This is a genomic window from Shewanella youngdeokensis (genome assembly GCF_033180165.1).
Classification (GTDB): domain Bacteria; phylum Pseudomonadota; class Gammaproteobacteria; order Enterobacterales; family Shewanellaceae; genus Shewanella; species Shewanella youngdeokensis.
This window is the reverse complement of record NZ_CP136522.1, coordinates 3,389,842-3,412,540: the sequence shown is the minus strand read 5'-3', so window position 1 is coordinate 3,412,540 and position 22,699 is coordinate 3,389,842. Positions and strand designations below refer to the sequence as shown.

Below are 22,699 nucleotides of genomic sequence, written 5' to 3'. Positions count from 1 at the left end.
TAAAAAGGAATTATTTTGAAAATTGCTATGATTGCCGCTATGGCAAATAACCGTGTTATTGGTAAAGATAACCAAATGCCTTGGCACCTACCAGAAGATTTGCGTCACTTTAAAGCTCTAACGCTGGGTAAGCCTATCGTTATGGGGCGTAAAACGTATGAGTCAATAGGCCGTCCACTACCTGGGCGACATAACATTGTTATTAGCCGCCAAGCAAATCTCGTCATTGATGGGGTGACTACAGTGACGAGTTTTGATGATGCTAAACTCGCTGCTGGAGATTGTGATGAGCTGATTATTATGGGCGGTGGGCAACTATACAAAAGCTTATTGGCAATTGCTGATATTTTATATTTAACTGAAATAGCACTCGATGTCGATGGCGATACTTTTTTTCCAGATTGGGACGATGGAACTTGGTTGGAAGTATCGCGAGATGTAGCAAAAAATGATAAAAATCTGGAATATAGCTTTATAAAGCTGGTTAGAAAATGTTAAGTTCTATAGGTTGATTAGTACCTAAAAATAATAAAGAAAGTGCATTACATTCGTAATGTAACTTTTGAATAATATAAAACTATAAGAATAAGGAGTGTCTGATGCGCTTGTTGTCTATGAGCATTGCTGCACTAATTGCGGCTTCTTCAATATCGGTAGTAACTCCGGTATTAGCGAACCAAGATCAATTAGCTGCCAATATTTGCAACTATGTTGTGAGTGATGATAAAAACCGCTTACGTAAGAAACTGAAAGAAAGTCGAGTCAAATTACGTAATATATACCGTGGTGTAACTTGTAATGGTGACAGCCTATTACGAACTGCCATGAAAAGTAATGCTAATGCCGTTGGGACTTTTGTTGCTAAAAGAATCCCTGTAGCTGATTTAGGTAAAGCAGAAAGCGATGGGTTAACGATTACAGCTTGGGCAGATAATAATGGCCATAAAGATAGCGAAATAACCTCAGCGATTAAATCACGCATTGCAGGTGGATAAGCAATTAACTCATTTTTTATAAAATTGCCGAGATACTATCTCGGCAATTTTGTATTTAATCTAAGGTAATGTTATTCGCTATTAGTGTATTGAGAGGCTGTTGGATTGTGAGCCTTTACCACTAGTTAAAACTATTCCTCGCTCGTTTCTGCAGATCATTACTACATACTTACGATTAGCTTTGAGCCGCATGCTTGCGCTCTATTGTTGCCTTGGATGGCCTATTTTTAGGAGTTAGCTGAACGCTAGCTCGTATCAATAGATTGAGTTTGTGATTTCGCGATATGCGTTGGCTGGAGGTATTTGTTGAAAAGCCAAATAAAAAGGGAGAGTTGAATTCAACTCTCCCTTTGGGGTTTAGATAATTATGATATTTTAAACTCTTTTACTGAAGTTTGTAGTTCTTCAGCAAGTTGTGCAACTTGATGACTTGAGTGGGCTGTTTGGTCTGCACCGGTTGATGTTTCTTCCGATATAGATGCAATATGTTCAAGCATTTCTGATACTTGCTGGCTAACTAGGTTTTGCTCTTGTGCAGCATTTGCAATGTGAGTACCTGAATCGTGTGCTCGGTGTACAGCGTCACTAATGCTTTCGAGTGCATTGTTTGCTTGTTCAGTTTTATCGACACAAGAGTTGGCCTGTGAGCGACCGAGCTCCATTACCGCAACCGCTTCTTGAGTTCCTTGTTGTAGTATTTCAATCATTTGCTGAATTTCTTGCGTTGAATCTTGTGTTCTAGAGGCAAGGCTACGGACTTCATCAGCAACAACTGCAAAACCTCTACCTTGCTCTCCTGCTCGTGCGGCTTCAATAGCAGCGTTGAGTGCAAGTAGGTTAGTTTGCTCCGCAATCGCTCTAATAACGTCTAATATTGAACCAATCGAGACGCTATCTGTGTGTACCTTATTAATAACCACACCTGCTTTTGAAACTTCATCTGCCAATGCCAATATAGTGCGTTTGTTTTCATCAGCAATAATGCGCATGTGTCGACTTTCGTCATCGGCCGCTTTTATTTGGCTAAGGGCTTCATCTGCACTTGCTGTTACTTGCTGAGCGCTTGAACTGAGCTGAGTTGTTGCCGTGGCGACTTGGTCAACTTGATTTTTTTGCTCTTGAATGCTGACAGTTGTTTGAGCTGTGATTGCAGATGTCTCTTCAGACGCTGCCGCGAGTTGATCAGAACGGTCAAGAATACCGGTGATAAGCTGTCGTAAACTATCAACTAACTTATTGCAGTTGGACGATAGTTTGGCAAACTCATCATGACCAGAATCATCTAGTTTGTGAGTTAAATCACCTGAAGCGAGCACATTTAGTGCGTGGTTAATTTTATCTAATGAACGTCTTAGCGGACTAATAGCAGCGTAACTGACAACAATTGAAACAAAAATAGCGACCAGTACTAAGATAAATGTCTGAACACTGGCATTGTCGATATCTTTAATCGCGTTTTCGCTAATTTCTTTTGAGTAATTCTCTATTGTAGAGCTCAAGTTAGTCATCAACAGGTTAACGTTATTGGCTTCTTTTGCTACAGAGCTTAATAATTGCGACGCTTGATTGTCGAGATTAATCTCTTGTAACTTAAGAGCGATTAAACCATTGTTACCCTTTACTTGGGCAAACACGTTAGATACTTCGGTGTTTATTTGCTCAATAATATCTGCATCGACTTGGTCTACCCAGCGCTCAGTTATATATTGTAACCGGCTCTGTGTGTCGCTAATGATGTATTCAAGCTCTTTTGATATGGTGTTGAACTTGAGTCTTTCGGTAGTTCCAACTAAATCAAAGCTAGTACTGATTATATTGGTTAGGCTGTTATCTAATGCGCTAGCAGTGGCCGCGATTTCCTGTTCAGCAGGATTTTCACTTAACTCTAAATCGATAATATCAAGTAACAACGAGGCACTATCATCAATTGAAATTTCGACATTGTCATATTGATTTTTGACTTTATGATGAGTCGATAGTGCTGCTTCATGCGTATTAATTAAATTTAAACTTTCAGCTCCAAATTTACTGTAGCTCAATTTTAACGGCTTAATTATTTGCACTAGCTCTTGTCGGTCACTGACTAATGCTTCTAATGAGGATACCTCATGTGAAAACAATTTTTCGTCGTCAGAGAATTGAGTTTTTAACGCAGAAAGCGCCTGACGGTCAGGGCTGTAATAAGCTTCCATTATCCCCTTTTCTTGTTGACCTAAGATACGGGAGACCTTATTACTTAACTCTAGCGCTGGCAGGCTTAGCTCTTGTAATAATGTGGTACTTGTTTTCAGCTTACTAAAGGTAAACCATGAAGCTGAGCCTAATACAATCAGTAGTAGGGTCACAACAGAGAAGCCTCCGATGACTCTCGTCGTTACATTTAATTTCATAGCAGCTCCGTATGATTATTTTTTAGCCCACAATATAGATTGGCGCACCTATAATTAATTATTATCGGCCAATATCCGAGTTAGTTTAACTCTTTTCTAACTTAATTTAACTTACTTTGAGTTATTTTTTGGTCTGCCTCTAAATGCCATAATGTTAAATGCTCACCCCAACAGCACCCTGTATCTAGCGCTTGTGCCGTTTTCGCATTAGTTTGCCCCATAATCGCTGCCCAGTGGCCAAATACAATGGTGTGTTCTGGCCTTAAAATAGATTGATGATTGAACCAAGGTGATAATAGGGGATTATCACATTTTGCTACTGGGAGCTTGCAGTCAAAGTCTAATCGCTTGTCTGGATATAAGTAGCGCATTCGAGTCAGAGCATTAATGGTATATATATTTTTCTGTTGCGCTGATAAGCCATCAAGCCATTGATTAATGTCATTGGTGTACATATTTCCGATGACTTCGGTTAAATAGTTTGTTTGTTGTAGTGCGTTAGATACGCTATCAGCTTGATTTTTTAAGGTGGCAAGATCCCACTGTGGCGGAATACCTGCGTGAACCATCAATATCTTACGTTCTATGTATTCTTGGTATAGTGGCTGCTGGCGTAACCAATCGATCAAACTGTCAGCATCGGAAGAGCTTAGTAATTCTGTTAGATGATCTTTGGGGTTGGCGCGTTTAAGTTTGCCATGGACCGCTAATAAGTGAAGCTCATGGTTGCCCAAAACCACTTTAGCGGAGCCTTGCAGAGACCGAATATACTGCAATGTGGGCAGTGAGCCAGAACCGCGAGCAACTAAATCGCCAACAGCCCATAGGCAATCTGTTGAAGGGTTAAATGCCACTTTATTGAGCACCAATTGTAACTCTTCAAAGCACCCTTGAATGTCCCCTACAAAATAATTTGCCATATATCGTTGTAACCTTAATGGAGTAAGCCTGGTACGGCGAGCCTGAATGCGGGTATTGGTGCATTGAATTCTTCGCCGTCGTTGGTTTGCATGGCGTAGTGCCCCTGCATAACACCTAGTGGGGTTTTAAGTACGGTGCCGCTGCTGTACTGGTATGAATCATTTGGTTTTATCAATGGCGTTTCACCTACAACTCCAGCACCTTGGACTTCACTTGTGCCACCATCGGCATCTGTAATGCACCAATGGCGACTTTTTAATGTCACCGCTTCAATGCCAAGGTTGGTAATCGTAATGGTGTAGCTAAATAGGTATTGGTCTTCAGCTGGAGATGATTGATTTTCAAGATATTCCGTCGTAACTGCTACTTGTACGGATTTAGCACTTCTAGCCATGATTTACCTCAAGCTTTATTAAACTGAGAAATAATTAAGCGTTATAGTAATGTGACTGTTATGGAATAGATAGCGTGTGTTGGTAAATCGAAGCAATTAAAAAGGGCAAATCAATGCCCTTAATATTGTCGCTCGTTCTGTTATCGCTTACGCTTGCTTGTCGATAAAGAAGTTGGTCATTGCAACATACTGCTCAACAGTAATTTGCTCTGGTCGTAATGTTGAGTCGATATTTAGCGCTGCAAAGTCATCATCACTTAACATATGTTTTAGGTTGTTTCGTAGTGTTTTGCGGCGCATGTTAAACGCTGTTGTTGTTAGATGTCTTAGCATATCAACATCCTTACAAGGGTAAGGTTTTGTTTTAAAAGGCACTAAACGAACAACTGCAGAATCTACTTTTGGTGCTGGAGTAAAACACCCCGGTGGAACTTCAAGTACCGGCATCACTTGGCAATGATATTGCGCCATCACGGTTAATCGACCGTAAGCTTTGGTACCTGGAGTTGCAGATAATCTTAATACCACTTCTTTTTGAAGCATGAAGTGCATATTTTCAATGTATTGCGCAAACTCAAACAGATGGAACATCAGTGGGGTAGAGATGTTGTATGGCAGGTTTCCGAAAACCTTCATCTGCATATCTTCACGGACTAACTGTTTAAAATCAAAGTTAAGCGCATCACCTTGGTGGATCTCAAGTTTATCTTTTAAAATTGGATGCGTTTGTAATCGCTCAACTAGATCCTTATCTAATTCAACAACGGTTAGCTTGTCGATTCCGCTGGCAACGGGTTCGGTCAAGGCGGCTAAACCTGGGCCAATTTCAACCATAACGTGGTCGTTGTCTGGTGCGATTGCACCGACAATTCTATTGATCACGTTTTCGTCGGTTAAGAAATTCTGACCGAATCGTTTTCTAGCCGTATGGCCTAAATGTACTTTATTACTCATGAGTTAACTTTTTCACTAATTCTTTGCGGCCAAATCAATGGCTTTATTTAATGCACAGACAAAACTACCAATATCAGCAGAACCAGTGCCTGCAAGCTCTAAGGCCGTACCGTGGTCGACCGATGTTCTTATGTAGGGTAATCCTAGAGTAATATTGACTGAACTGCCAAACCCTCTAGCTTTTAGTACCGGAAGGCCTTGATCGTGGTACATTGCAAGTATCACATCAGCATCTTCTAAGTATTTAGATTGGAACAGTGTATCTGCCGGCAATGGCCCGACAATATTCATGTCCATCGCTCTTAATTCATCAAGGGCAGGGATGATCACATCGATCTCTTCTCTGCCTAGGTGGCCATCTTCACCCGCATGTGGATTCAGGCCGCAAACATATATTTTTGGCATTGGGATTGCAAATCGTTCCACAAGATCTTTATGGAGGATTTTGATTATTTGGTGTAATCGATCCCTTGTAATCGCTTTGGCTACATATGCCAGTGGAATATGAGTGGTTACTAGTGCAACTTGTAAGCCTGGCGCTGCCAGCATCATCACTACATCTTGGCAATTAGCCTGATGGGCAAAAAATTCAGTGTGGCCACTAAATGAAATGCCAGCTTGATTGATAATACCTTTGTGCACAGGGCCTGTGACCACGGCATCAAACTCACCAATCATATTTTTTTCACCCGCAAAGCGGAGCGTATCTACTACGTAATTGCTGTTGCGCTCGTCCAGTTGCCCACAAACGACGGTGTTCTCTAATTTAAATGGAACAATAGTGAGCGTGCCTGCTTCTTGAGCTTTTGGTTGCTGATTGGGCTGATATGGTCGTAATTGTACCGTTAAACCTAGTTTTTTGGCTCGGTTTTGTAATAATTCTGGATCGGCACAAACGACTAACTCAGCAGGCCATGCCTGCTGAGCTAGTTGGATGACTAAATCGGGGCCTATACCCGCCGGTTCTCCCGGCGTGATAGCGATTCGTTTAATCGACAATATGGTTAACCTCGGTTAGGTTCTGGTTCAAAAATATCGATAAATGCTTCGGCACGCATTTCATCTAACCAGTTTTGTAATTCTTCGTTAAATTTACGGCGATAAATTAACTGATGAGCTCGGTTTGTGTTGAACTTTTCAGTTGCATCGGTAATCCGTTTTTCTTCTAACTGCGTGATGTGCCAGCCGTGTGTTGAACGGAATGGCTCACTTATTTCACCTACTTCAAGCGAGTTTAACGCTTGTGCAAAAGCAGGTACATAGATACTTGGGTCTGCCCAACCTAGCTGACCACCCTTCGCCGCCGAACCTGGATCTTCTGAGTATTGATGTGCCAGGTCTTCGAACTTAGCTTCACCAGAACGAATTTGAGCTAAAAATCGGTCCATCATACTTTTTGCGCGGTCTTCTGAAAGAATAGGCGACGGTTTTAGCAAAATGTGACGAGATTTTACTTCTTGAATTTCTTGCGTTTGTAGTCCGCGGGCATCCATGATTTTTAGAATGTGTAATCCGGCACCACTTTTGATTGGGCCAATAATATCACCGATTTTTGCATCACTCACGACTTCTGCAAATAGGGTAGGCATTTCATTAATGTTCATGTAGTCCCAAATACCGCCTTCAAGCGCTTTTGGTCCGGCAGAGGCTGCAATCGCAATACTTCTAAAGTCATCACCATCATTTAAACGTTTTAATACAATACCAGAACGTTTGCTTGCGGCTTCAACTTCGGTGCTGCTGGCATCATCTGCAACATCAATTAAGATGTGGCCAATTTGAAATTCAACATCTTTTAGGCCTTGCTCATTAATGAGGCTAACCAAGTTATTGATCTCTTGCGGTGATACTTGAATTCGACGTTGTACTTGAATTCGCTGGATTTCACCTAGGGTGACTTCTTCGCGTAATTGTTCACGGTACTGAGCAAAACTGGTGCCGTCGGCTTCTATTTGCATTTTCATTTGTTCAATGGAAATGTTTTGCTCTTTGGCGATGTTTTCAATTGTTTGGTCTAATTGAAGGTCACCAATATGCAAGCCAATACGATCGGCCATTTGCATTTGTAATTGCGTTAAAATTAAACGTTCAATAATTTGTGTTCGAAGTGCGGCGTCTGATGGCAGTTGTTGCTCTGCTTTGGCTGCGTTTGCTTTGATTGTTTGGATCATAGCAACCACTTCGCTTTCTAAAATGATACCTTCATTAATTTGTACTGTGACGCGGTCTAATGGTTCAACTGCGGCATGGACCACCTGGCTCATGGTCAATGTTAGTAAAGCTAAAATTAATCGATTACAGCGTTTCATCCACAAAAATCCTTGGCATTAATGAGTGTCATTTTCGATATTTTCATATCGGGTTAATGATTCTTTTGTCCTGCTTTGACTGCATGTCTTCAGCTAGGTTCAGCATTTTAGCTAATTTTATTGATTTAGTTTTTCAAATAAAGCGGTTTGCGATAGTTAAATAGGCCGTCATCAAGCATATCTGATACACCAAGTGTACCTGAACCGCCTAAGCCTTTGATGACGAAGTTTAAGTAAACACCGCTTTCAAATAGCTCTCGAGTATCATTGACTGGTTCGCCTTCGTCAACGTAATTGGTCTTAATTCGGTAATGATAACTCAAACGTACTGCCCAGCAACATGATTCATATTGAAAACCAGCATAGGTTTCAACGCTGCGGCTCTCATTTAGATCATAATACCAGTTACCAATTACATATAAACCGTCGTTGATAGGCCATGCGGCTCTTAAACCCGTTTGTTTGATATCTACCGACTCATTGGTATTGGTGTTCAATAAATCAGGGACGTATCGATAACTGGTTTGCAGTAATTTATTTTCCCCAGGGCGGTAATCAATTGAGACTTCTGTTTTTTTGTTTTCACTTTCTTTGGCGTCATATTGAATTGAGCCACTAAAGTACCAATCACTGTAAAGCTGAGTACGTATATCGGCTGCCAGTGCTGAGTTAGACGTATTGTCTTGTACGAATGCATCGACACTGCTATTGACGTCATAAAGCGCTACACGGCTGTCTTCAAGATATAAAATTTGGCCGATACTAAATTTAAACACTTCTTTATTGTGTTCATCAAACAGCTTAGTGGTTAAACCCAAAGTAAATTGGTTCGCGTCAGCAATGCGATCTAAGCCAGAAAAACGACGGTCACGGAATAGGCCGTTATAATCGTCTTGTAAATTGGCTGTGTCGTAGATACCGATGTTAGATTGGTCTTCATAGCCCACATAAAGGTACTGGGCTTGCGGCGCTAATGTTTGGCGATAATTGGTATTGAAATAATTTGTAAAGCGTTCAAAGTTAATTTGGCCATGAACCCGCACTTGCGGCAATGTGCGACTCACAGAATCTTCTAGCTTTGAATCTGCTAACCCTGAGTTGTCATCTTGCCAATAGTTGGTTTGCAGTAATTTAACTTCACTCGTGATAGAGCCTGCAGGCCCATGTATTGGATAAGAGATACTCGGTTCTATATGCAGGCGCGTTGCAGTTGAGTAATCGCTATCTTGGTGAGAAAAATTGGTGATTTCGCTGTTTAATTTAAAATCAACGCCATGCCAAGACTCTGGTGCTCGGTAGTTGAAGGTCACCTCTGGCATCACTTGATAAGGTCTTGTTTCTTCGCCAAGCACTTTAATATCTTGTACGCGAGCGCCGATATCCCAATTTTCTTCAAAATAGGTAATTTCACCAATGCGAGTCATTTGGTTATCTGTCGTATTTTGAATATCAGAACTTAAATCATTGAAATAGTTGTTATCTGACACATCAGTAAAGCTAGCTTGTACGCGCCAGTTTTTGTTGATAGCGCCGCTATGTTCCCAGTGGTAAAGGTAACGATTAGGGCTATTGGTTAATTTATCATCGTCGGCTAAAAACTCGAAGTTTAGTTGGCCTTGTTGTTGCTCTCCGCCAAGGTATCTAAACTCTGTTTTTGTGAATAAACCACGATTAGACATGTAGTTAGGCGTAAATGTTAGGTCGTATTCTGGTGCGATATTCCAGTAATACGGCACTTCAACTTCAACACCGTTGGTGGTGCTAGTGCTAAATGACGGAAACAAGAACCCAGACTTACGTTTGTCTGAAACCGGAATTGTCATGTAGGGAATATACATAACCGGTACACCGCCGACGACGAGTTTGGCATCCCAAATTTCGCCCCATTCTTCAGTGCTGTCTATTTTAATCTCATCAGCTTCCAGTAGCCACGATGGTGACTGAGGTGGGCAGGTGGTGAAATTGGTTTTAGATAAAAGTAGGTTATTGTCTTTTGTTATCTCTAACTTACTGGCATCACCGTTTATTTGTTGGCCGTTTAGCCAATATTTAGCACCGAGTAATATGGCGCTGTTAGTGCGCATTTTTGCCACTAATGAGTCAGCGGTGACGGTAAATAGCGTATCTTGGAAAACGAGATTACCGTTAGCGGCTAGTTCTTCAGCCTCTTGGTCAAGTATGGCTTCGTCAGCTTCAACATTGCGACCACCCTGACTAAAGCTAACGTTGCCATTAAATTTGGCCTGTTTGCCCATTTGTGCTTCAGAGCTATCCGACACAATTGAGATGCGTTCCAAATCAACTGGATTGCTTAAATCATACAGCGGAACATACGGCTTAACAGGAGGCTCGATAATACACTGCGTGTTTTCAACAGTAGTCGTATCGGCTTCATTGGCCATAACTAATTGCGGGAGTAGGCTCAAGGCCAGAAAATAACGGATCTGCATCTTAGGTCAATTAATTATAAGTTCTTAGTCTGGACTATGGGAGAAGAGAAAAGTTGCACCCTTTATTGAGCAACTCAGCTAAATAATTTGTTTCAATCGCTTAGCTGATTCCATTTTGTCGTTATAATAAAGCAATTTCGTCATAAGAGCCATGAGGTGCCCTTGTCAGATCCTAGATTTATTCAGTTAAATGCATGGCTAAATCACTATTTTAGCGCAAACGTGTCACCGATACTTATTTCAGGTGACGCAAGTTTTAGGCGCTATTACCGTGTCGTTGTTGATTCGGCCTCCTACATTGTAGTTGATTCACCGCCAAAGCTGGTGCCAATCATGCCATTTATTGAAATTGCTGAGCGCTATGCGCAGGCTGGTGTTGCAGTCCCCCGCGTTATCGGCCGCGACGAGGAGCTGGGTTTTATGTTGCTAAGCGACTTGGGTGATGTGCAGTTGTTATCAGTGTTAAAGCCGGACAATTTGCAACAATATTATCAGCAAGCTTTAGCTGTTCTTAACGACATCGCCAAAGTAACAGCAACGGCTAACTCGCCTTTGCCGCTTTATGACGACGAATTTGTACTTCGAGAGCTCAATATTTTTACCGAGTGGCTGGCGGTACATCACCTTGGCCTAACGGTTGATGAGGTGCAAGCACAAACTGAGGCGGTGTTTGCACTGCTGACTGATAACGTTAGGCAGCAGCCTAAAGTCGGCATGCATCGCGATTATCATAGCCGTAATATTATGCTGCAAGATGGCGAGCTAAAAATCATTGATTTTCAAGACGCCGTTATTGGGCCTGTGACTTACGATGCAGTTTCATTACTGCGTGACTGCTACATTCGCTGGCCAGAGGAAAGTGTTAATGCACTAATGCAAGTACATTATAATCAAGCGCTGGATGCCAAACTTTTGTCTGCGAATACGGCGTTTTCGCAGTATCAACGTTGGTTTGACTTAATGGGTCTGCAGCGACATATCAAAGCTGCGGGGATTTTTGCCCGATTAAATTATCGCGATAATAAGCCAGCTTATATGGCTGATATCCCTTTGACGTTAGATTATGTGCGCGATATCGCCAGTCGTTACCCAGAGTTAAAGGCATTTAGCCAATGGATTGAGGCTGAGATTATTCCAGCCGTTAAGGGCAAGCAATGAAAGCGATGATTTTAGCGGCAGGACGCGGTGAAAGGTTACGTCCATTAACCGACAGTATCCCCAAACCTTTAGTTGAAGTCGCCAATAAACCTCTAATTGTTTATCACTTAGAAAAACTGGCTCAAGCAGGGTTTCAAGAGGTGATCATCAACCATGCATGGCTGGGACACAAACTGGTGGCGGCTTTAGGTGACGGCTCTAAATGGGGGCTGCGGATTATTTATAGTGAAGAGACACAAGCGCTCGAAACCGGAGGCGGCATTAAGCAGGCTTTGCCGTTGCTGGGCAGTGCACCATTTTTTGTGATTAATGGTGACGTGTTTATCGATACGCTACCGAGCATTCAACCATTGGCAGCAGGCCAATTGGCGCATTTATGGTTGGTTGATAATCCAGTACAGCATCCGGCTGGCGACTTTGTTTTAAAGGGGCAAAGCGTTGCTACAGAAGGTGCTCAAAAGCTGACTTTTTCAGGAATGGGGATTTATCACCCCGAGTTATTTTTAGGCGTATCAGATCGCGCTTTTGCATTGGCACCATTGTTACGTAATGCTATGGCAAAAGGGTTGGTCTCGGGTGATCACTTTAACGACTATTGGTGCGATGTTGGTACTGTTGAGCGGTTAGCTCTCATCGAAGCACGTGAAACACAAAAGGGTAAGTAATGCGAATTTGGGGTAAGGTTTTCGGTTTTATTATTGGGTTTATGTTTGGCCGAATTGGTGGTGGTATTTTTGGCTTGTGGCTTGGGCATATGTACGATCGTCGTCAAAGTTTACGTGCTGGGTTAACCAGTGGCAGTAAGCGACAGGCATTATTTTTTAATACCACATTTGCAGTGATGGGCCATGTCGCTAAAGCATCGGGACAAGTGACCGAAGTTGATATTCGTATTGCTAATGCGTTAATGGATCAAATGCGTCTTAGCGGCGAGGCGAGGGCAGAGGCTCAAGCGGCATTTAGAGAGGGTAAAGAAAGCGATTTTGATATCAACGCATGCTTAAAAACTTTTCGACTTATTTCAATGGGCCGCAAAGAGCTACTGCAAATGTTTTTGGAGATCCAAATTCAAACGGCTTTATCTGACGCTAAATTAGATCCAAAAGAACACTCTATATTATCCACAATCGCCAAAGAGCTTGGTTTCACCCAGCAGCAATTGGACGACATGCTTGCACGCTGGCAAGCAGAGTTTAGTTTTCAACAAAATGGCGGCAGTACCAACCAAACGACTATCGAGCAAGCGTACGATGTATTGGGGATTGAAGAGTCAATGTCGGATCAAAATATTAAGCGTGCTTATCGAAAATTAATGAATGAGCATCACCCTGACAAGTTAGTCGCTAAAGGCTTACCACCTGAAATGATGGAACTGGCCAAAAGAAAAGCGCAAGACATCCAAGCCGCATATGATAGGGTTAAAGCTGATAGAGGTATGCGTTAATCTTAAACTTTTCAAAGTAATCAGGGCTGTAAATGAATAGAATATCCGCGCTTTTTTTAACGTTGTGTTGTAGCTCCCCATTGATGGCCAATGTGTATATAGCACCATTTAGTGGTTACGGTTTTGGTGCGAGTGAGTTTAATGTTTACAGCACTCAAAATAACGACTATGGCACCGTAAAGGTGTCAGAGTCGGAGCATTATGGGTTGATGCTAGGTATTAATACCGATGATCTCGGTAATGTGTACCTGCTATATAGTCATCAAACTACAGATTTACGCTCAAATAACTTATTTAGCCCAGCGCTATTAACCCCGATAGAGGTTGACTACTTACATGTAGGTGGCAGTTTGTACTTTCCGGTTAAGCGGGCTAACCCTTATATCACCACAAGCTTCGGTTTAACACAAATGAGGCCGGGAGATGCCTATGCGACTGAAACGCGCTTTTCAATGGCATTAGGTACCGGTATTGAGTTTAACCCCACATCGCGCTTAGCTATTTTTGCTGAAGTTAAAGCCTATGCCACCTTCATTAATGCCAACAATGAGCTCTTTTGTAACGGGCACAGCTGTGTTTGGAATGTCCAATCAGACATCATGTGGCAAGGTCAGGCAAATATCGGTGCGAGTTTGAAGTTTTAGATAGAGGTGATTCATCATGCAGATAGTTGTTTTAGACGGTTACACCCTAAACCCTGGCGATCTGTCTTGGCAGTCTTTAGGCCTACTGGGTAACCTAAAATGTTATGACCGGACTTCGGTAAGTGAAGTGGTTAGCCGCAGCCAAAATGCCAGCGTATTATTAACTAATAAAACAGAGCTTGATGCCGCAACTCTAAAGCAATTACCGAAACTTAAATACATTGGTGTGTTAGCAACCGGCACCAATGTTGTTGATCTTAAAGCGGCAACAGCACATGGGATCTGCGTGACAAATGTTCCTGGTTATGGGCCTGACGCCGTCGCCCAAATGGTGTTTGCGCATATTTTACATGCCACCCAGCAAGTGGCTAGTCATAGCGAGGCCGTTAAGCAAGGAGCTTGGTCTAGTTGCGCAGATTTTTGTTTTACGCTATCGCCACTACAATCTTTAAAAGGTAAAACCTTGGGGCTTATTGGTTTTGGAGACATTGGCCAAACGGTAGCTAACATTGCGACGGCATTTGGTATGCAAGTGCTAGTTAATACCCGTCATGCAGACGTTGAACTTCCAGCAGGTTGTACTTGGGTCACGCAAGGTGAGTTGTTTAAACATTCCGATATTGTATCGTTACATTGCCCTTTAACAGCTGCGACGGATAAGCTGATTAATCAAGCAGTATTAACGACCATGAAGCCAACGGCCATACTGATAAATACGGCTCGGGGAGGGCTAATTGATGAGCCCGCTCTTGCGAATGCATTAGTTAATGGGAGCATTGCATTTTGCGGCGTTGACGTTTTATCTACTGAGCCGCCATTGGCAACTAACCCACTGTTAAGAGCGCCTAACATTAGTATCACGCCGCATAACGCGTGGGCTACAAGAGAAGCGCGACAAAACTTACTTAATATCGCAGTAAATAATGTTATCGCTTTTTTAGCTGGAACAATGGATAACGTTGTAAATTAATATGAGGCTGAAAAGCTATTGTTGTTCTTATCAAGCAGGTTTTTCGAGTAAAAATAGCTCGGCATGTTTTGCATGCCGAGGCGTAAAGTAAATATTTAAAATTAAAGTATTACATTTACTTTATCGGCTGCTGCCAGTGCTTTTTCAATGGCGAGTTCAATACTGGCATCTCGGGCTAATGCAACGCCTAAACGTCTAGAGCCATCAATTTCCGGTTTACCAAATAACCGCAGCTGAGTGTTAGGTGCGATTAACGCATCGGCCACCCCTGAAAACTGAATGTTGTTAGAGCAACCTTCGGCCAGAATAACCGCCGACGCGCTTGGCCCGTGCTGCACAATATTGCTAATTGGTAAGCCTAATATTGCTCGTACGTGTAGTGCAAATTCCGACAAGTCCTGGCTGATCATAGTGACCATACCAGTGTCGTGAGGCCTTGGAGACACTTCAGAAAAATACACCTCGTCCCCCTTAATAAACAGTTCCACACCAAATAAGCCGTAACCGCCTAAAGCCTTAACGACTTTTTCACTCATCGCCTGTGCTTTAGCTGTCACAACCTCACTCATCGCCTGTGGCTGCCATGATTCTCGATAATCACCGTCTTGTTGGCGGTGACCAATGGCATCGCAAAAGTGTATGCCATTAACAGCACTAATTGTCAGTAGAGTGATTTCATAATCAAAGGCAATAAAACCTTCAACAATGATCCGACCACCACCGGCTCTGCCGCCTTCTTGTGCGTAGTGCCATGCGGTATCGATTTGTGACGCATCGCGGATCACGCTCTGACCTTTACCCGATGAGCTCATTACTGGCTTGACCACGCAAGGCAATCCAATTGCGGCGACAGCTTGCTTAAACTCGGTTTCGGTATCACAGAAGAAATATGGTGAAGTGGGAATGGCCAATGTTTCTGCGGCTAAACGTCGGATCCCTTCTCGGTCCATGGTCAGCTGAGTTGCTTTTGCCGTTGGGACAATGTTGACCCCTTTGGCTTCTAACTCAACCAATGCTTGAGTCGCAATGGCTTCAATTTCCGGGATCACCAGATCAGGTTTTTCAAGGTTGATCACTTGCTCAAGCGCGGCAGCATCAAGCATGTTGATCACATGGCTACGATGAGCAATGTGCATCGCTGGAGCATTAGGGTAGCGGTCAACGGCAATGACTTCGATACCAAAACGTTGCAATTCAATAGCAACTTCTTTACCCAATTCACCCGAACCAAGTAGCATTGCGCGTTTTGCGCCGGCACTTAACGCTGTACCTATCATTGATATATACCTTTATATTAATTGTAGGGGGCCTGCTCTCTACACGGTATTTTTAGCACCATATGAGGCAAGTTTTATTATGGTTAATTGAGTCTACCTTGCGACTAAGCTAACTAGCGTAACAGAGACTGTAAATGTGAGTTAAGTCACGTATTTTTAAAGGTGGGTGCCTGAGTTAACAGCTTATAAAAAATGGAAAAAAGCATAGACTTGTTTGAATTTTGTGCCACTATGCAATTAATCGCTGGAGAGGCAAGATTTTCTCTTTGTAGCTGACTATTAAGGAGTACATTGTGTTTTTAGATTACTTTGCTTTAGGTGTTATTTTTTTCGTAGTGATTTTTATTTTTTACGGGGTAATTGCGATTCATGATATCCCCTATGAAATAGCCAAAGAGCGTAACCACCCTCAGCAAGATGCGCTGCATATTGCTGGTTGGGTGAGCCTGTTTACGCTGCATGCAATTTGGCCATTTTTGTGGATTTGGGCCACCCTCTACCGAGAAGACCGGGGTTGGGGCTTCAGTCAAGTGGCCGAAAAAGAACAGCAATTAGAAGTCGAGGTTAAAGCGTTGACCGAATCAGTAAAAATATTAGAGCAGCGCCTAGCCACCATGGAAGCGAGCAAGCTTGACACTAAGCGAGTAAGTGATGCCGTCGAGGTTGTTCCAACAGCCGCTGCGATGAATCAATCAGAAGAGGGGAAGGCGTAGCATGGACTTATTACTCATTCTCACATATACCGCACTGTGTATTGCCATTTTTAAAATCTTTAAAATACCACTCACTAAATGGACTGTTCCGACGGCTATTTTAGGCGGCATATTTATTGTGGGCGCATTAATACTCTTAATGAACTACAACCATCCGTATACCCCTTATGCTAAAGAATACTTTGTTTCTACCCCGATTAACCCAGCTGTTAGAGGGGTGGTTACATCAGTGGATGTTGAATCAAATAAGCCAATTAAAAAAGGCGATGTACTATTTAGAATCGACCCGACTCCTTTCGAAGCTATCGTAAAGCAAAAGCGTGCTGCTTTAGTGGCTGCTGAGCTAGAAGTACCGCAACTTAAAGCCGCTTGGGAAAGTGCTCAAGCCTCGGTGGTCCAGGTTGAAGCAAATCGAGACCGCAGTAAATCTGCATTTGACCGGTATGAAAAAGGCCGTAAAAAGGCGGGCAACAACTCACCTTTCACTGAACTAGAACTAGATAACAAACGCCAACTATATTTAGCTGCAGAGGCGCAACTCACCGCCGCAAAAGCAGAGGCATTGAGGTATCAATTAGCCTTTGAATCCAATGTCGATGGCGTTAATACCAAGGTTGCAGGGCTACAGGGGCAGCTACAAAAAGCCCAATTTGATTTAGACCAAACCATTGTTCGTGCACCTGCAGACGGTATCGTAACTCAAATGGCTCTGCGCCCTGGTATTGTGGTGGTGCCTATGCCACTGCGCTCAGCGCTCAGTTTTATTCCCGATGAAGACCGTTTCTTTGCCGGTTCATTTTGGCAAAATTCATTATTACGATTAGAGGTAGGCGATGAAGCAGAAGTCATTTTAGATGGCGCACCTGGCGAGGTGTTTAAAGGTAAGGTCGCGCAGGTATTGCCGGCTATGGCAGAAGGGGAGATCCAGTCAGGCGGCCGTTTAATTACCTCAAACCATATGGCGGTGCGAGGACGAGCGATTGTGATCATTAAGCTAGAAAATGATGACATTCAAAATCAGTTTCCTGCAGGGGTGTCAGGGCAAATTGCTATCTACACTAAGCACTTTGAGCATGTCGCAATCATGCGTAAAGTCTTACTCAGAATGCAGGGCTGGTTAAATTACCTGTTCCATTAATAATGCGTTCATTGCGCGATTATTTTAAGAATATAAAGGGGCCTTAAGGTCCCTTTTGTTTTTTATATTCCGTTGTTAGTGCCGTTATTTAACGTTTGCCTTACCTTTTGCTAATTATTTGTTTTCGCCATATTCAATATTAGTTATATGCCTCATAAATAGTAAATAAGCGCGATAGCGCCCATTTTAACTGCGTGAGCCTCTAATCAGATTTAATTTATCTATATCATCAATGTACAGCGTTAATTGCGGCAGACAAATCTGTTTGCAATTGAGGTTTTGCTCTTATTCCATAGAGTTTGTAAGCTGGCGGATTAATCACGTAGTTAATACCTCAATAACAATTATCAATAATAAAAATGATAACCATACAATAAGGAATACTGATGTCCCTTCAAGCCAGCATAAATAAGATGTTTAAACAGACCTTAAGCGTATCGCTTATCCTCTGTGCATCGATGTATACCTTTAGCGCTACAGCCGAAAACGCCAAGCCTGTGTCGCCAGCGCAGCCTGTGGTTATCGAACCTGAAGTGATCGTCACTGAGCATAAAGCCAGAATCAACGACCAAAAAATTTCTTATCAAGCTATTGCCGGCGAGACCATTCTCGAAGACAGTAAAGGCTTGCCGTTAGCCAGTATCTACTCGATCAGTTACCTGCGTGACGATGTTAAAGATATCAGCCAACGCCCTGTCACCTTTGTGTTTAATGGTGGCCCAGGTTCAGCGTCTTTATGGTTACATATGGGCTTATTTGGCCCTAAACGTGTAGTGGTTCCCGGTGATGCCACCGACGACGGTGCAGCCCGTTATACCATGGTTGAAAATGAATACTCTATGCTAGACGAATCTGATCTGGTCTTTATCGATCCGGTCGGCACAGGTTTTAGTCGCGCGCTTGGCGAAAACAAAGGCGAAGACTTTTGGGGCGTAACCGAAGATGCCAAGTCAATAGCCGAGTTTGTACGCCGTTGGTTAATAGAGCATGGTCGTTGGAACTCACCAAAATACCTTGCTGGCGAAAGTTATGGAACCACTCGCGCCGCTGCATTGGTTGACGAACTACAAGGTGGCTGGACCGATATTTCGATTAATGGTGTCATGTTAATTTCATCGATTCTCGACTTTAGCCATGCCCGTTATCAGCCAGGTAACAACCAACCATACATTGGCTTTTTACCTACCATGGCCGCGACCGCTTTTTACCACGACAAAGTTAGCGCTGCAGACAAAGCAATGGGGCTAGAAGCCTTTATTGAAGCTTCACGTCAGTTTGCCATTAAAGATTATGCTCTCGCATTGTTACAAGGTAATCGACTAGACACCAATACTTACAATGCTACGCGTCAACAGTTAGCTCGTTTTACGGGCCTAACTGAAAACTATTTAGACCGAGTGAACTTACGTGTAAGTGCGAGCCGTTACAGCAAACAGCTGCTACGCGGTGAAGATTTAACTGTAGGCCGTTTAGATAGCCGTTATACCGGTATTGATTACGACAGTGGCGGTGAGCGCACCGATGCAGATCCGTCAGCTTACGGTATTGACGGCGCTTATACAGCAGCGATTCACGATTACGTGTATAAAGACTTAGGTGTAAAAATGACACGCCCATTCAATGTCTTATCCTACGAAGTTAACTCTGGTTGGAACTGGAATGTGAGCGGCAAAAAAATGCATTTTGTTAATGTCGCGCCAATGTTAGGTCGAGCGCAGCGTGAGAATAAAGATCTACGTATTTTGGTCGCCAATGGCTACTTTGATTTTGCCACGCCATTTTTCGCCACCGAAAACACTTTTGCAGACAACGGCATCGATAACGACCGGGTTTCTATGCACTATTACGCAGCTGGACATATGATGTACGTTGAGCCGGATTCATTAGCCCAATTAGCTAAAGATATTCGTCAGTTTTATCATCCAAAAGCAAAATAGTTAATCTGTTGGTGTGGTGGGGCAAAGTGGCTACACCACATTGGCAAGTACATGTGTTTGGTTATATCAACACATGCATATTGATCAATAGGTAAGGATTGAATGGACTTTAGCGTTTGGCTTGGCTTATTAACAATTTGTAGCTTAGGGGCGATGACGCCCGGGCTTAGTCTTGCCATGGTGGTCAGGCACACGCTTGGCGGCGGCAGGCGCAACGGGATTATTTGTTCTTGGGCGCACTCATTAGGCATAGGCGCATACGCATTAGTCACCTTATTAGGGCTGGCTGTGATTTTGAAAGAGGCACCAATGGTGTTTAATTCAATTGCAATAGCAGGCGCGTTGTATTTGATCTACATCGGCTTGCAAGCGTTACGTTCTAAAGGTGGGGTGTCGGGTAATCTTGCAGAAGGTAAGTCAACTTCCGCCCTCACTGCAGCGCGAGACGGTTTAGCCATTTCGATATTTAATCCAAAAATCATGTTGTTCTTTTTGGCTTTGTTTAGTCAATTTGTACTTGCTGCCGACAGTATGGCTGCAAAAAGTATTATTGTACTTACTCCTCTTGTGGTCGATGGGGTGTGGTACAGCATCGTAGCCATGGCGTTATCTCATTCAGCGGTGCTACCAAAGTTACGCCAAAATGCAGCATTGATTGATAAGCTTTCGGGCGTAGTACTCATTTTGTTATCAATTAGAGTGCTCGTGACTTTATAGATAAACAGTGATACTCAAAAAACAAAAACGCCATCATTAATGATGGCGTTTCTTTGTTTCTATCCATAAAACTTAGCGTTTTAAGCCAAGCGTTAAGGCAACAACAAGACCTAGGTCAAATTCAAGCTGGTGTTATTTTTTTTGCTTTGCTTGATTAATATGGTCGTCAATGTTCTCTTTTAGCATCTCTTTAAATTCGCCACTGAACCACTCAACAGCATTGTCTTTTTCAGCGGCTAAGTCGCTTGACTTTATCGATGCTTCAAACGCATTAAAACGTGCGGCAGCAAAGCGTAGACCTGTACCCACTTTACCTACATCTTGTTCTTTACTTGCTATTTCGTTAGCCAATGCGATGAATTGATCGGCAATTTCAAAAATGGTGGTTTCTTTTTTAGCGTCTGACATTCTGCTTGTGCTCTTCATAACGGATGTAATAAATAATGATTCTATCGTAAATTAGCGTTTAAGAAATCATTGTTATCAACTATTGGGATCTGAATCTGTAATCACATTGCCATTTCGTGAGTCATAATCGATAGGTATCGTTTGCTCTGTAAGCAGGTAATAAACGCACAGAACTGGGCTTTAATAGGTGACTAAATTTACCGCATCGCTGGTGGTCGCATCTGCACTGGGTTTGAAAAGCGCAAGCTTTTGGCACTTTCATGTGAACATAAAAATACACTTAAACAGCTTCGACCTTGTGACTTATCAACCTATTCTCATTCGAAGTTGTTAGGTTTATTGTGGGGTACAGTGAGTTATCAGGACTGCATTATTGGGGGAAACCGTATTACGGTTTGCATGCACTAACCTGAACTCATAAAATGACAAAAACACTTTAGTGAGCCACCTAATGCCTATCGACCCAAGCTGGAACTGCTTTATTCAAACGCAGCAGCAACAAGACTATTTTACCCAGTTACAAACATTTGTTGATGGCGAGCGCGCCGCTGGCAAAGTGATTTATCCGCCTGCAGACCAAGTGCTCGCTGCGTTTGAACATACGCCGCTTAACAAGGTGAGAGTCGTGCTGATTGGACAAGACCCTTATCACGGCCCTAATCAAGCTCATGGACTGTGTTTTTCGGTGCAAAAAGGGGTTAAAGTGCCACCGTCTTTGGTCAATATGTACAAAGAGTTAGCCACCGACATTGAAGGCTTTACCACGCCGGAACATGGCAACTTACTGCCTTGGGCGCAGCAAGGGGTATTAATGCTTAATACTGTGCTTACCGTTGAGCAAGGGCAGGCGCATTCTCATGCTAAGTCTGGCTGGGAAACTTTTACCCACAATGTATTACTGCACCTTAACGAGCAACCGCAACCGATTATTTTTGTGCTTTGGGGCGCGCATGCTAAAAAGAAAGGTAAGGTGATTACCGCCGCGCAGCATAAAATCGTTGCTGGCCCGCATCCGTCACCATTATCCGCTTACCGTGGTTTTTTTGGTTGTAAGCACTTTTCACAGGTAAACCAATTATTAGTTGAGCATGGTGGAGCGCCGATTAACTGGCAGGTTTAACTGTTACTGCGGCGCAAACGAATAGCTGCGTGTGGGAGTAATAATTAGTGGTAGTGGCACATCCCAATGTTGACTAGGTAGCGCTGCAACTTGTTGGCAGTCATGGGCGTAGCCCATTGGCAATGGTTTACCTGTTGTGCGCCAGTTCGCCAGCGTTCTGTCGTAATATCCACCGCCCATGCCCATTCTGTTGCCTGTAGCGTCAAAGGCCACAAGTGGGGTCACAACCACGTCTAATTGCTGGGGCAATATCATGTGGGTGATGTCTAATTTCGGTTCCCATATGCCAAGGCTGTTTTGTGTTAAAACTGTATTGGGGTGATATTTTAAAAAGATAAGATTACCAGTGCTAAAGGGGTGTAGTTTGGGTAAATACACCTCAAAGCCATGCTGCCATAGTGTGTTGATAAGCGGTAATGTATCAAGCTCACCGTCGTGGCTGACATAAAGCGCGACCTTTTTAGCGCCTAGCTGTTTAAGTTTAATTAAGGCTTTTTCGGCTGCGGCATTTGAGTAGGCATTTTGCTGCTGCGCACTTAACGCTCGGCGTGCGGCGCGCACCTTTTTGCGGATCAGCTTTTGGGGCTGTGGTGCGATGATGGGCTGCTTTGGTGTTCGCTCTGGTATTGACATTGGGCAACAAATAAACGAAATATTACCGCGAGTTTATCGTGTGTGATTTACCATCGCAATGACAATTAACCGAGCCAGACTAAACGTTTTTTGCACGGGCACAAAAAAGCCACAGCACTTGTTGGCA

Annotated in this window: 22 protein-coding genes; 12 read left to right on the top strand and 10 right to left on the bottom strand. The window is 43.1% G+C overall.

Annotated features, from left to right (window positions below; translation table 11 throughout):
* Window positions 1-15 precede the first annotated feature (15 nt).
* Entirely contained in the window at window positions 16-498 is a 483-nt protein-coding gene (gene folA / locus RGE70_RS14630; RefSeq protein ID WP_310472183.1) for a type 3 dihydrofolate reductase, read from the top strand.
* Window positions 499-599: 101 nt separating this feature from the next.
* Window positions 600-995 carry a DUF3718 domain-containing protein gene (locus tag RGE70_RS14625; protein WP_310472182.1) on the top strand — a complete coding sequence of 132 codons (396 nt, stop codon included), beginning with the start codon at window positions 600-602 and terminating at the stop codon, window positions 993-995.
* A 365-nt stretch (window positions 996-1,360) separates the two neighbouring features.
* Here RGE70_RS14625 and RGE70_RS14620 read toward each other — a convergent pair whose 3' ends face one another.
* The 7 genes from RGE70_RS14620 to lptD form a co-directional block, all read right to left on the bottom strand.
* Window positions 1,361-3,385 (bottom strand): methyl-accepting chemotaxis protein, encoded by a 2,025-nt coding sequence (locus RGE70_RS14620; RefSeq protein ID WP_310472181.1) that lies wholly within the window; start codon window positions 3,383-3,385, stop codon window positions 1,361-1,363.
* 101 nt (window positions 3,386-3,486) lie between these two features.
* Window positions 3,487-4,305 (bottom strand): symmetrical bis(5'-nucleosyl)-tetraphosphatase, encoded by an 819-nt coding sequence (locus RGE70_RS14615; RefSeq protein WP_310472180.1) that lies wholly within the window; start codon window positions 4,303-4,305, stop codon window positions 3,487-3,489.
* A 14-nt stretch (window positions 4,306-4,319) separates the two neighbouring features.
* Window positions 4,320-4,700 (bottom strand): Co2+/Mg2+ efflux facilitator ApaG/CorD, encoded by a 381-nt coding sequence (apaG, locus tag RGE70_RS14610; protein WP_310472179.1) that lies wholly within the window; start codon window positions 4,698-4,700, stop codon window positions 4,320-4,322.
* Window positions 4,701-4,847: 147 nt separating this feature from the next.
* Window positions 4,848-5,654, bottom strand: a complete 807-nt coding sequence (gene rsmA, locus RGE70_RS14605; protein ID WP_310472178.1) for a 16S rRNA (adenine(1518)-N(6)/adenine(1519)-N(6))-dimethyltransferase RsmA — start codon at window positions 5,652-5,654, stop codon at window positions 4,848-4,850.
* A 15-nt stretch (window positions 5,655-5,669) separates the two neighbouring features.
* A complete protein-coding gene (gene pdxA / locus RGE70_RS14600; RefSeq protein WP_310472177.1) occupies window positions 5,670-6,653 on the bottom strand; it encodes a 4-hydroxythreonine-4-phosphate dehydrogenase PdxA in 984 nt (327 codons plus the stop codon).
* 5 nt (window positions 6,654-6,658) lie between these two features.
* Complete coding sequence (gene surA / locus RGE70_RS14595) at window positions 6,659-7,963, bottom strand: peptidylprolyl isomerase SurA (RefSeq protein WP_310472176.1); 1,305 nt, start codon at window positions 7,961-7,963, stop codon at window positions 6,659-6,661.
* 125 nt (window positions 7,964-8,088) lie between these two features.
* Window positions 8,089-10,413, bottom strand: a complete 2,325-nt coding sequence (lptD, locus tag RGE70_RS14590; protein WP_310472175.1) for an LPS assembly protein LptD — start codon at window positions 10,411-10,413, stop codon at window positions 8,089-8,091.
* Window positions 10,414-10,569: 156 nt separating this feature from the next.
* Here lptD and RGE70_RS14585 point away from each other — a divergent pair, with 156 nt between their 5' ends.
* Genes RGE70_RS14585 through RGE70_RS14565 form a run of 5 tightly spaced genes read left to right on the top strand, consistent with a single transcriptional unit; the run spans window position 10,570 to window position 14,629 of the window.
* Complete coding sequence (locus RGE70_RS14585; RefSeq protein ID WP_310472174.1) at window positions 10,570-11,571, top strand: aminoglycoside phosphotransferase family protein; 1,002 nt, start codon at window positions 10,570-10,572, stop codon at window positions 11,569-11,571.
* Window positions 11,568-12,236, top strand: coding sequence for an N-acetylmuramate alpha-1-phosphate uridylyltransferase MurU (gene murU, locus RGE70_RS14580; protein ID WP_310472173.1), 669 nt, complete (start codon window positions 11,568-11,570; stop codon window positions 12,234-12,236). The genes RGE70_RS14585 and murU overlap by 4 nt, the downstream gene beginning before the upstream one ends.
* The gene (gene djlA, locus RGE70_RS14575; protein WP_310472172.1) at window positions 12,236-13,015 is read left to right on the top strand and encodes a co-chaperone DjlA; all 780 of its coding nucleotides are present in this window, start codon (window positions 12,236-12,238) and stop codon (window positions 13,013-13,015) included. Before murU ends, djlA begins: the two co-directional genes overlap by 1 nt.
* A 32-nt stretch (window positions 13,016-13,047) precedes the next feature.
* The gene (locus tag RGE70_RS14570; RefSeq protein WP_310472171.1) at window positions 13,048-13,659 is read left to right on the top strand and encodes an outer membrane beta-barrel protein; all 612 of its coding nucleotides are present in this window, start codon (window positions 13,048-13,050) and stop codon (window positions 13,657-13,659) included.
* 16 nt (window positions 13,660-13,675) lie between these two features.
* Window positions 13,676-14,629 (top strand): D-2-hydroxyacid dehydrogenase, encoded by a 954-nt coding sequence (locus RGE70_RS14565; RefSeq protein ID WP_310472170.1) that lies wholly within the window; start codon window positions 13,676-13,678, stop codon window positions 14,627-14,629.
* Window positions 14,630-14,730: 101 nt separating this feature from the next.
* Here the strand turns inward: RGE70_RS14565 and purT are convergent, their stop codons facing one another.
* Complete coding sequence (gene purT / locus RGE70_RS14560; RefSeq protein ID WP_310472169.1) at window positions 14,731-15,906, bottom strand: formate-dependent phosphoribosylglycinamide formyltransferase; 1,176 nt, start codon at window positions 15,904-15,906, stop codon at window positions 14,731-14,733.
* Between the two features lie 293 nt (window positions 15,907-16,199).
* Between purT and RGE70_RS14555 the strand changes: the two genes are divergently transcribed.
* The 4 genes from RGE70_RS14555 to RGE70_RS14540 all read left to right on the top strand — a co-directional run bounded on the left by RGE70_RS14555 (window position 16,200) and on the right by RGE70_RS14540 (window position 20,411).
* Window positions 16,200-16,619 carry a DUF3302 domain-containing protein gene (locus RGE70_RS14555; RefSeq protein WP_310472168.1) on the top strand — a complete coding sequence of 140 codons (420 nt, stop codon included), beginning with the start codon at window positions 16,200-16,202 and terminating at the stop codon, window positions 16,617-16,619.
* A gap of 1 nt (window position 16,620) precedes the next feature.
* Window positions 16,621-17,757: an HlyD family secretion protein gene (locus tag RGE70_RS14550; RefSeq protein WP_310472167.1), complete on the top strand. Its 1,137-nt coding sequence runs from the start codon at window positions 16,621-16,623 to the stop codon at window positions 17,755-17,757.
* A 386-nt stretch (window positions 17,758-18,143) separates the two neighbouring features.
* A complete protein-coding gene (locus RGE70_RS14545; RefSeq protein ID WP_375087863.1) occupies window positions 18,144-19,694 on the top strand; it encodes a S10 family peptidase in 1,551 nt (516 codons plus the stop codon).
* Window positions 19,695-19,796: 102 nt separating this feature from the next.
* Window positions 19,797-20,411: a LysE family translocator gene (locus RGE70_RS14540; RefSeq protein WP_310472166.1), complete on the top strand. Its 615-nt coding sequence runs from the start codon at window positions 19,797-19,799 to the stop codon at window positions 20,409-20,411.
* A gap of 132 nt (window positions 20,412-20,543) precedes the next feature.
* Here the strand turns inward: RGE70_RS14540 and RGE70_RS14535 are convergent, their stop codons facing one another.
* Window positions 20,544-20,819 carry a DUF3144 domain-containing protein gene (locus tag RGE70_RS14535; RefSeq protein ID WP_310472165.1) on the bottom strand — a complete coding sequence of 92 codons (276 nt, stop codon included), beginning with the start codon at window positions 20,817-20,819 and terminating at the stop codon, window positions 20,544-20,546.
* Window positions 20,820-21,270: 451 nt separating this feature from the next.
* Between RGE70_RS14535 and ung the strand changes: the two genes are divergently transcribed.
* Complete coding sequence (gene ung / locus RGE70_RS14530; RefSeq protein WP_310472164.1) at window positions 21,271-21,939, top strand: uracil-DNA glycosylase; 669 nt, start codon at window positions 21,271-21,273, stop codon at window positions 21,937-21,939.
* A 3-nt stretch (window positions 21,940-21,942) separates the two neighbouring features.
* Here the strand turns inward: ung and RGE70_RS14525 are convergent, their stop codons facing one another.
* Complete coding sequence (locus RGE70_RS14525) at window positions 21,943-22,572, bottom strand: 5-formyltetrahydrofolate cyclo-ligase (protein ID WP_310472163.1); 630 nt, start codon at window positions 22,570-22,572, stop codon at window positions 21,943-21,945.
* Window positions 22,573-22,699: the final 127 nt, after the last annotated feature.

Coding starts and splice junctions, on each gene's coding strand:
- RGE70_RS14625 (WP_310472182.1), top strand. CDS start 600: ATGCGCTTGTTGTCTATGAGCATTGCTGCACTAATTGCGGCTTCTTCA.
- RGE70_RS14620 (WP_310472181.1), bottom strand. CDS start 3,385: ATGAAATTAAATGTAACGACGAGAGTCATCGGAGGCTTCTCTGTTGTG.
- RGE70_RS14615 (WP_310472180.1), bottom strand. CDS start 4,305: ATGGCAAATTATTTTGTAGGGGACATTCAAGGGTGCTTTGAAGAGTTA.
- apaG (WP_310472179.1), bottom strand. CDS start 4,700: ATGGCTAGAAGTGCTAAATCCGTACAAGTAGCAGTTACGACGGAATAT.
- rsmA (WP_310472178.1), bottom strand. CDS start 5,654: ATGAGTAATAAAGTACATTTAGGCCATACGGCTAGAAAACGATTCGGT.
- surA (WP_310472176.1), bottom strand. CDS start 7,963: ATGAAACGCTGTAATCGATTAATTTTAGCTTTACTAACATTGACCATG.
- lptD (WP_310472175.1), bottom strand. CDS start 10,413: ATGCAGATCCGTTATTTTCTGGCCTTGAGCCTACTCCCGCAATTAGTT.
- murU (WP_310472173.1), top strand. CDS start 11,568: ATGAAAGCGATGATTTTAGCGGCAGGACGCGGTGAAAGGTTACGTCCA.
- djlA (WP_310472172.1), top strand. CDS start 12,236: ATGCGAATTTGGGGTAAGGTTTTCGGTTTTATTATTGGGTTTATGTTT.
- RGE70_RS14570 (WP_310472171.1), top strand. CDS start 13,048: ATGAATAGAATATCCGCGCTTTTTTTAACGTTGTGTTGTAGCTCCCCA.
- RGE70_RS14565 (WP_310472170.1), top strand. CDS start 13,676: ATGCAGATAGTTGTTTTAGACGGTTACACCCTAAACCCTGGCGATCTG.
- purT (WP_310472169.1), bottom strand. CDS start 15,906: ATGATAGGTACAGCGTTAAGTGCCGGCGCAAAACGCGCAATGCTACTT.
- RGE70_RS14550 (WP_310472167.1), top strand. CDS start 16,621: ATGGACTTATTACTCATTCTCACATATACCGCACTGTGTATTGCCATT.
- RGE70_RS14545 (WP_375087863.1), top strand. CDS start 18,144: ATGTCCCTTCAAGCCAGCATAAATAAGATGTTTAAACAGACCTTAAGC.
- RGE70_RS14540 (WP_310472166.1), top strand. CDS start 19,797: ATGGACTTTAGCGTTTGGCTTGGCTTATTAACAATTTGTAGCTTAGGG.
- RGE70_RS14535 (WP_310472165.1), bottom strand. CDS start 20,819: ATGTCAGACGCTAAAAAAGAAACCACCATTTTTGAAATTGCCGATCAA.
- ung (WP_310472164.1), top strand. CDS start 21,271: ATGCCTATCGACCCAAGCTGGAACTGCTTTATTCAAACGCAGCAGCAA.
- RGE70_RS14525 (WP_310472163.1), bottom strand. CDS start 22,572: ATGTCAATACCAGAGCGAACACCAAAGCAGCCCATCATCGCACCACAG.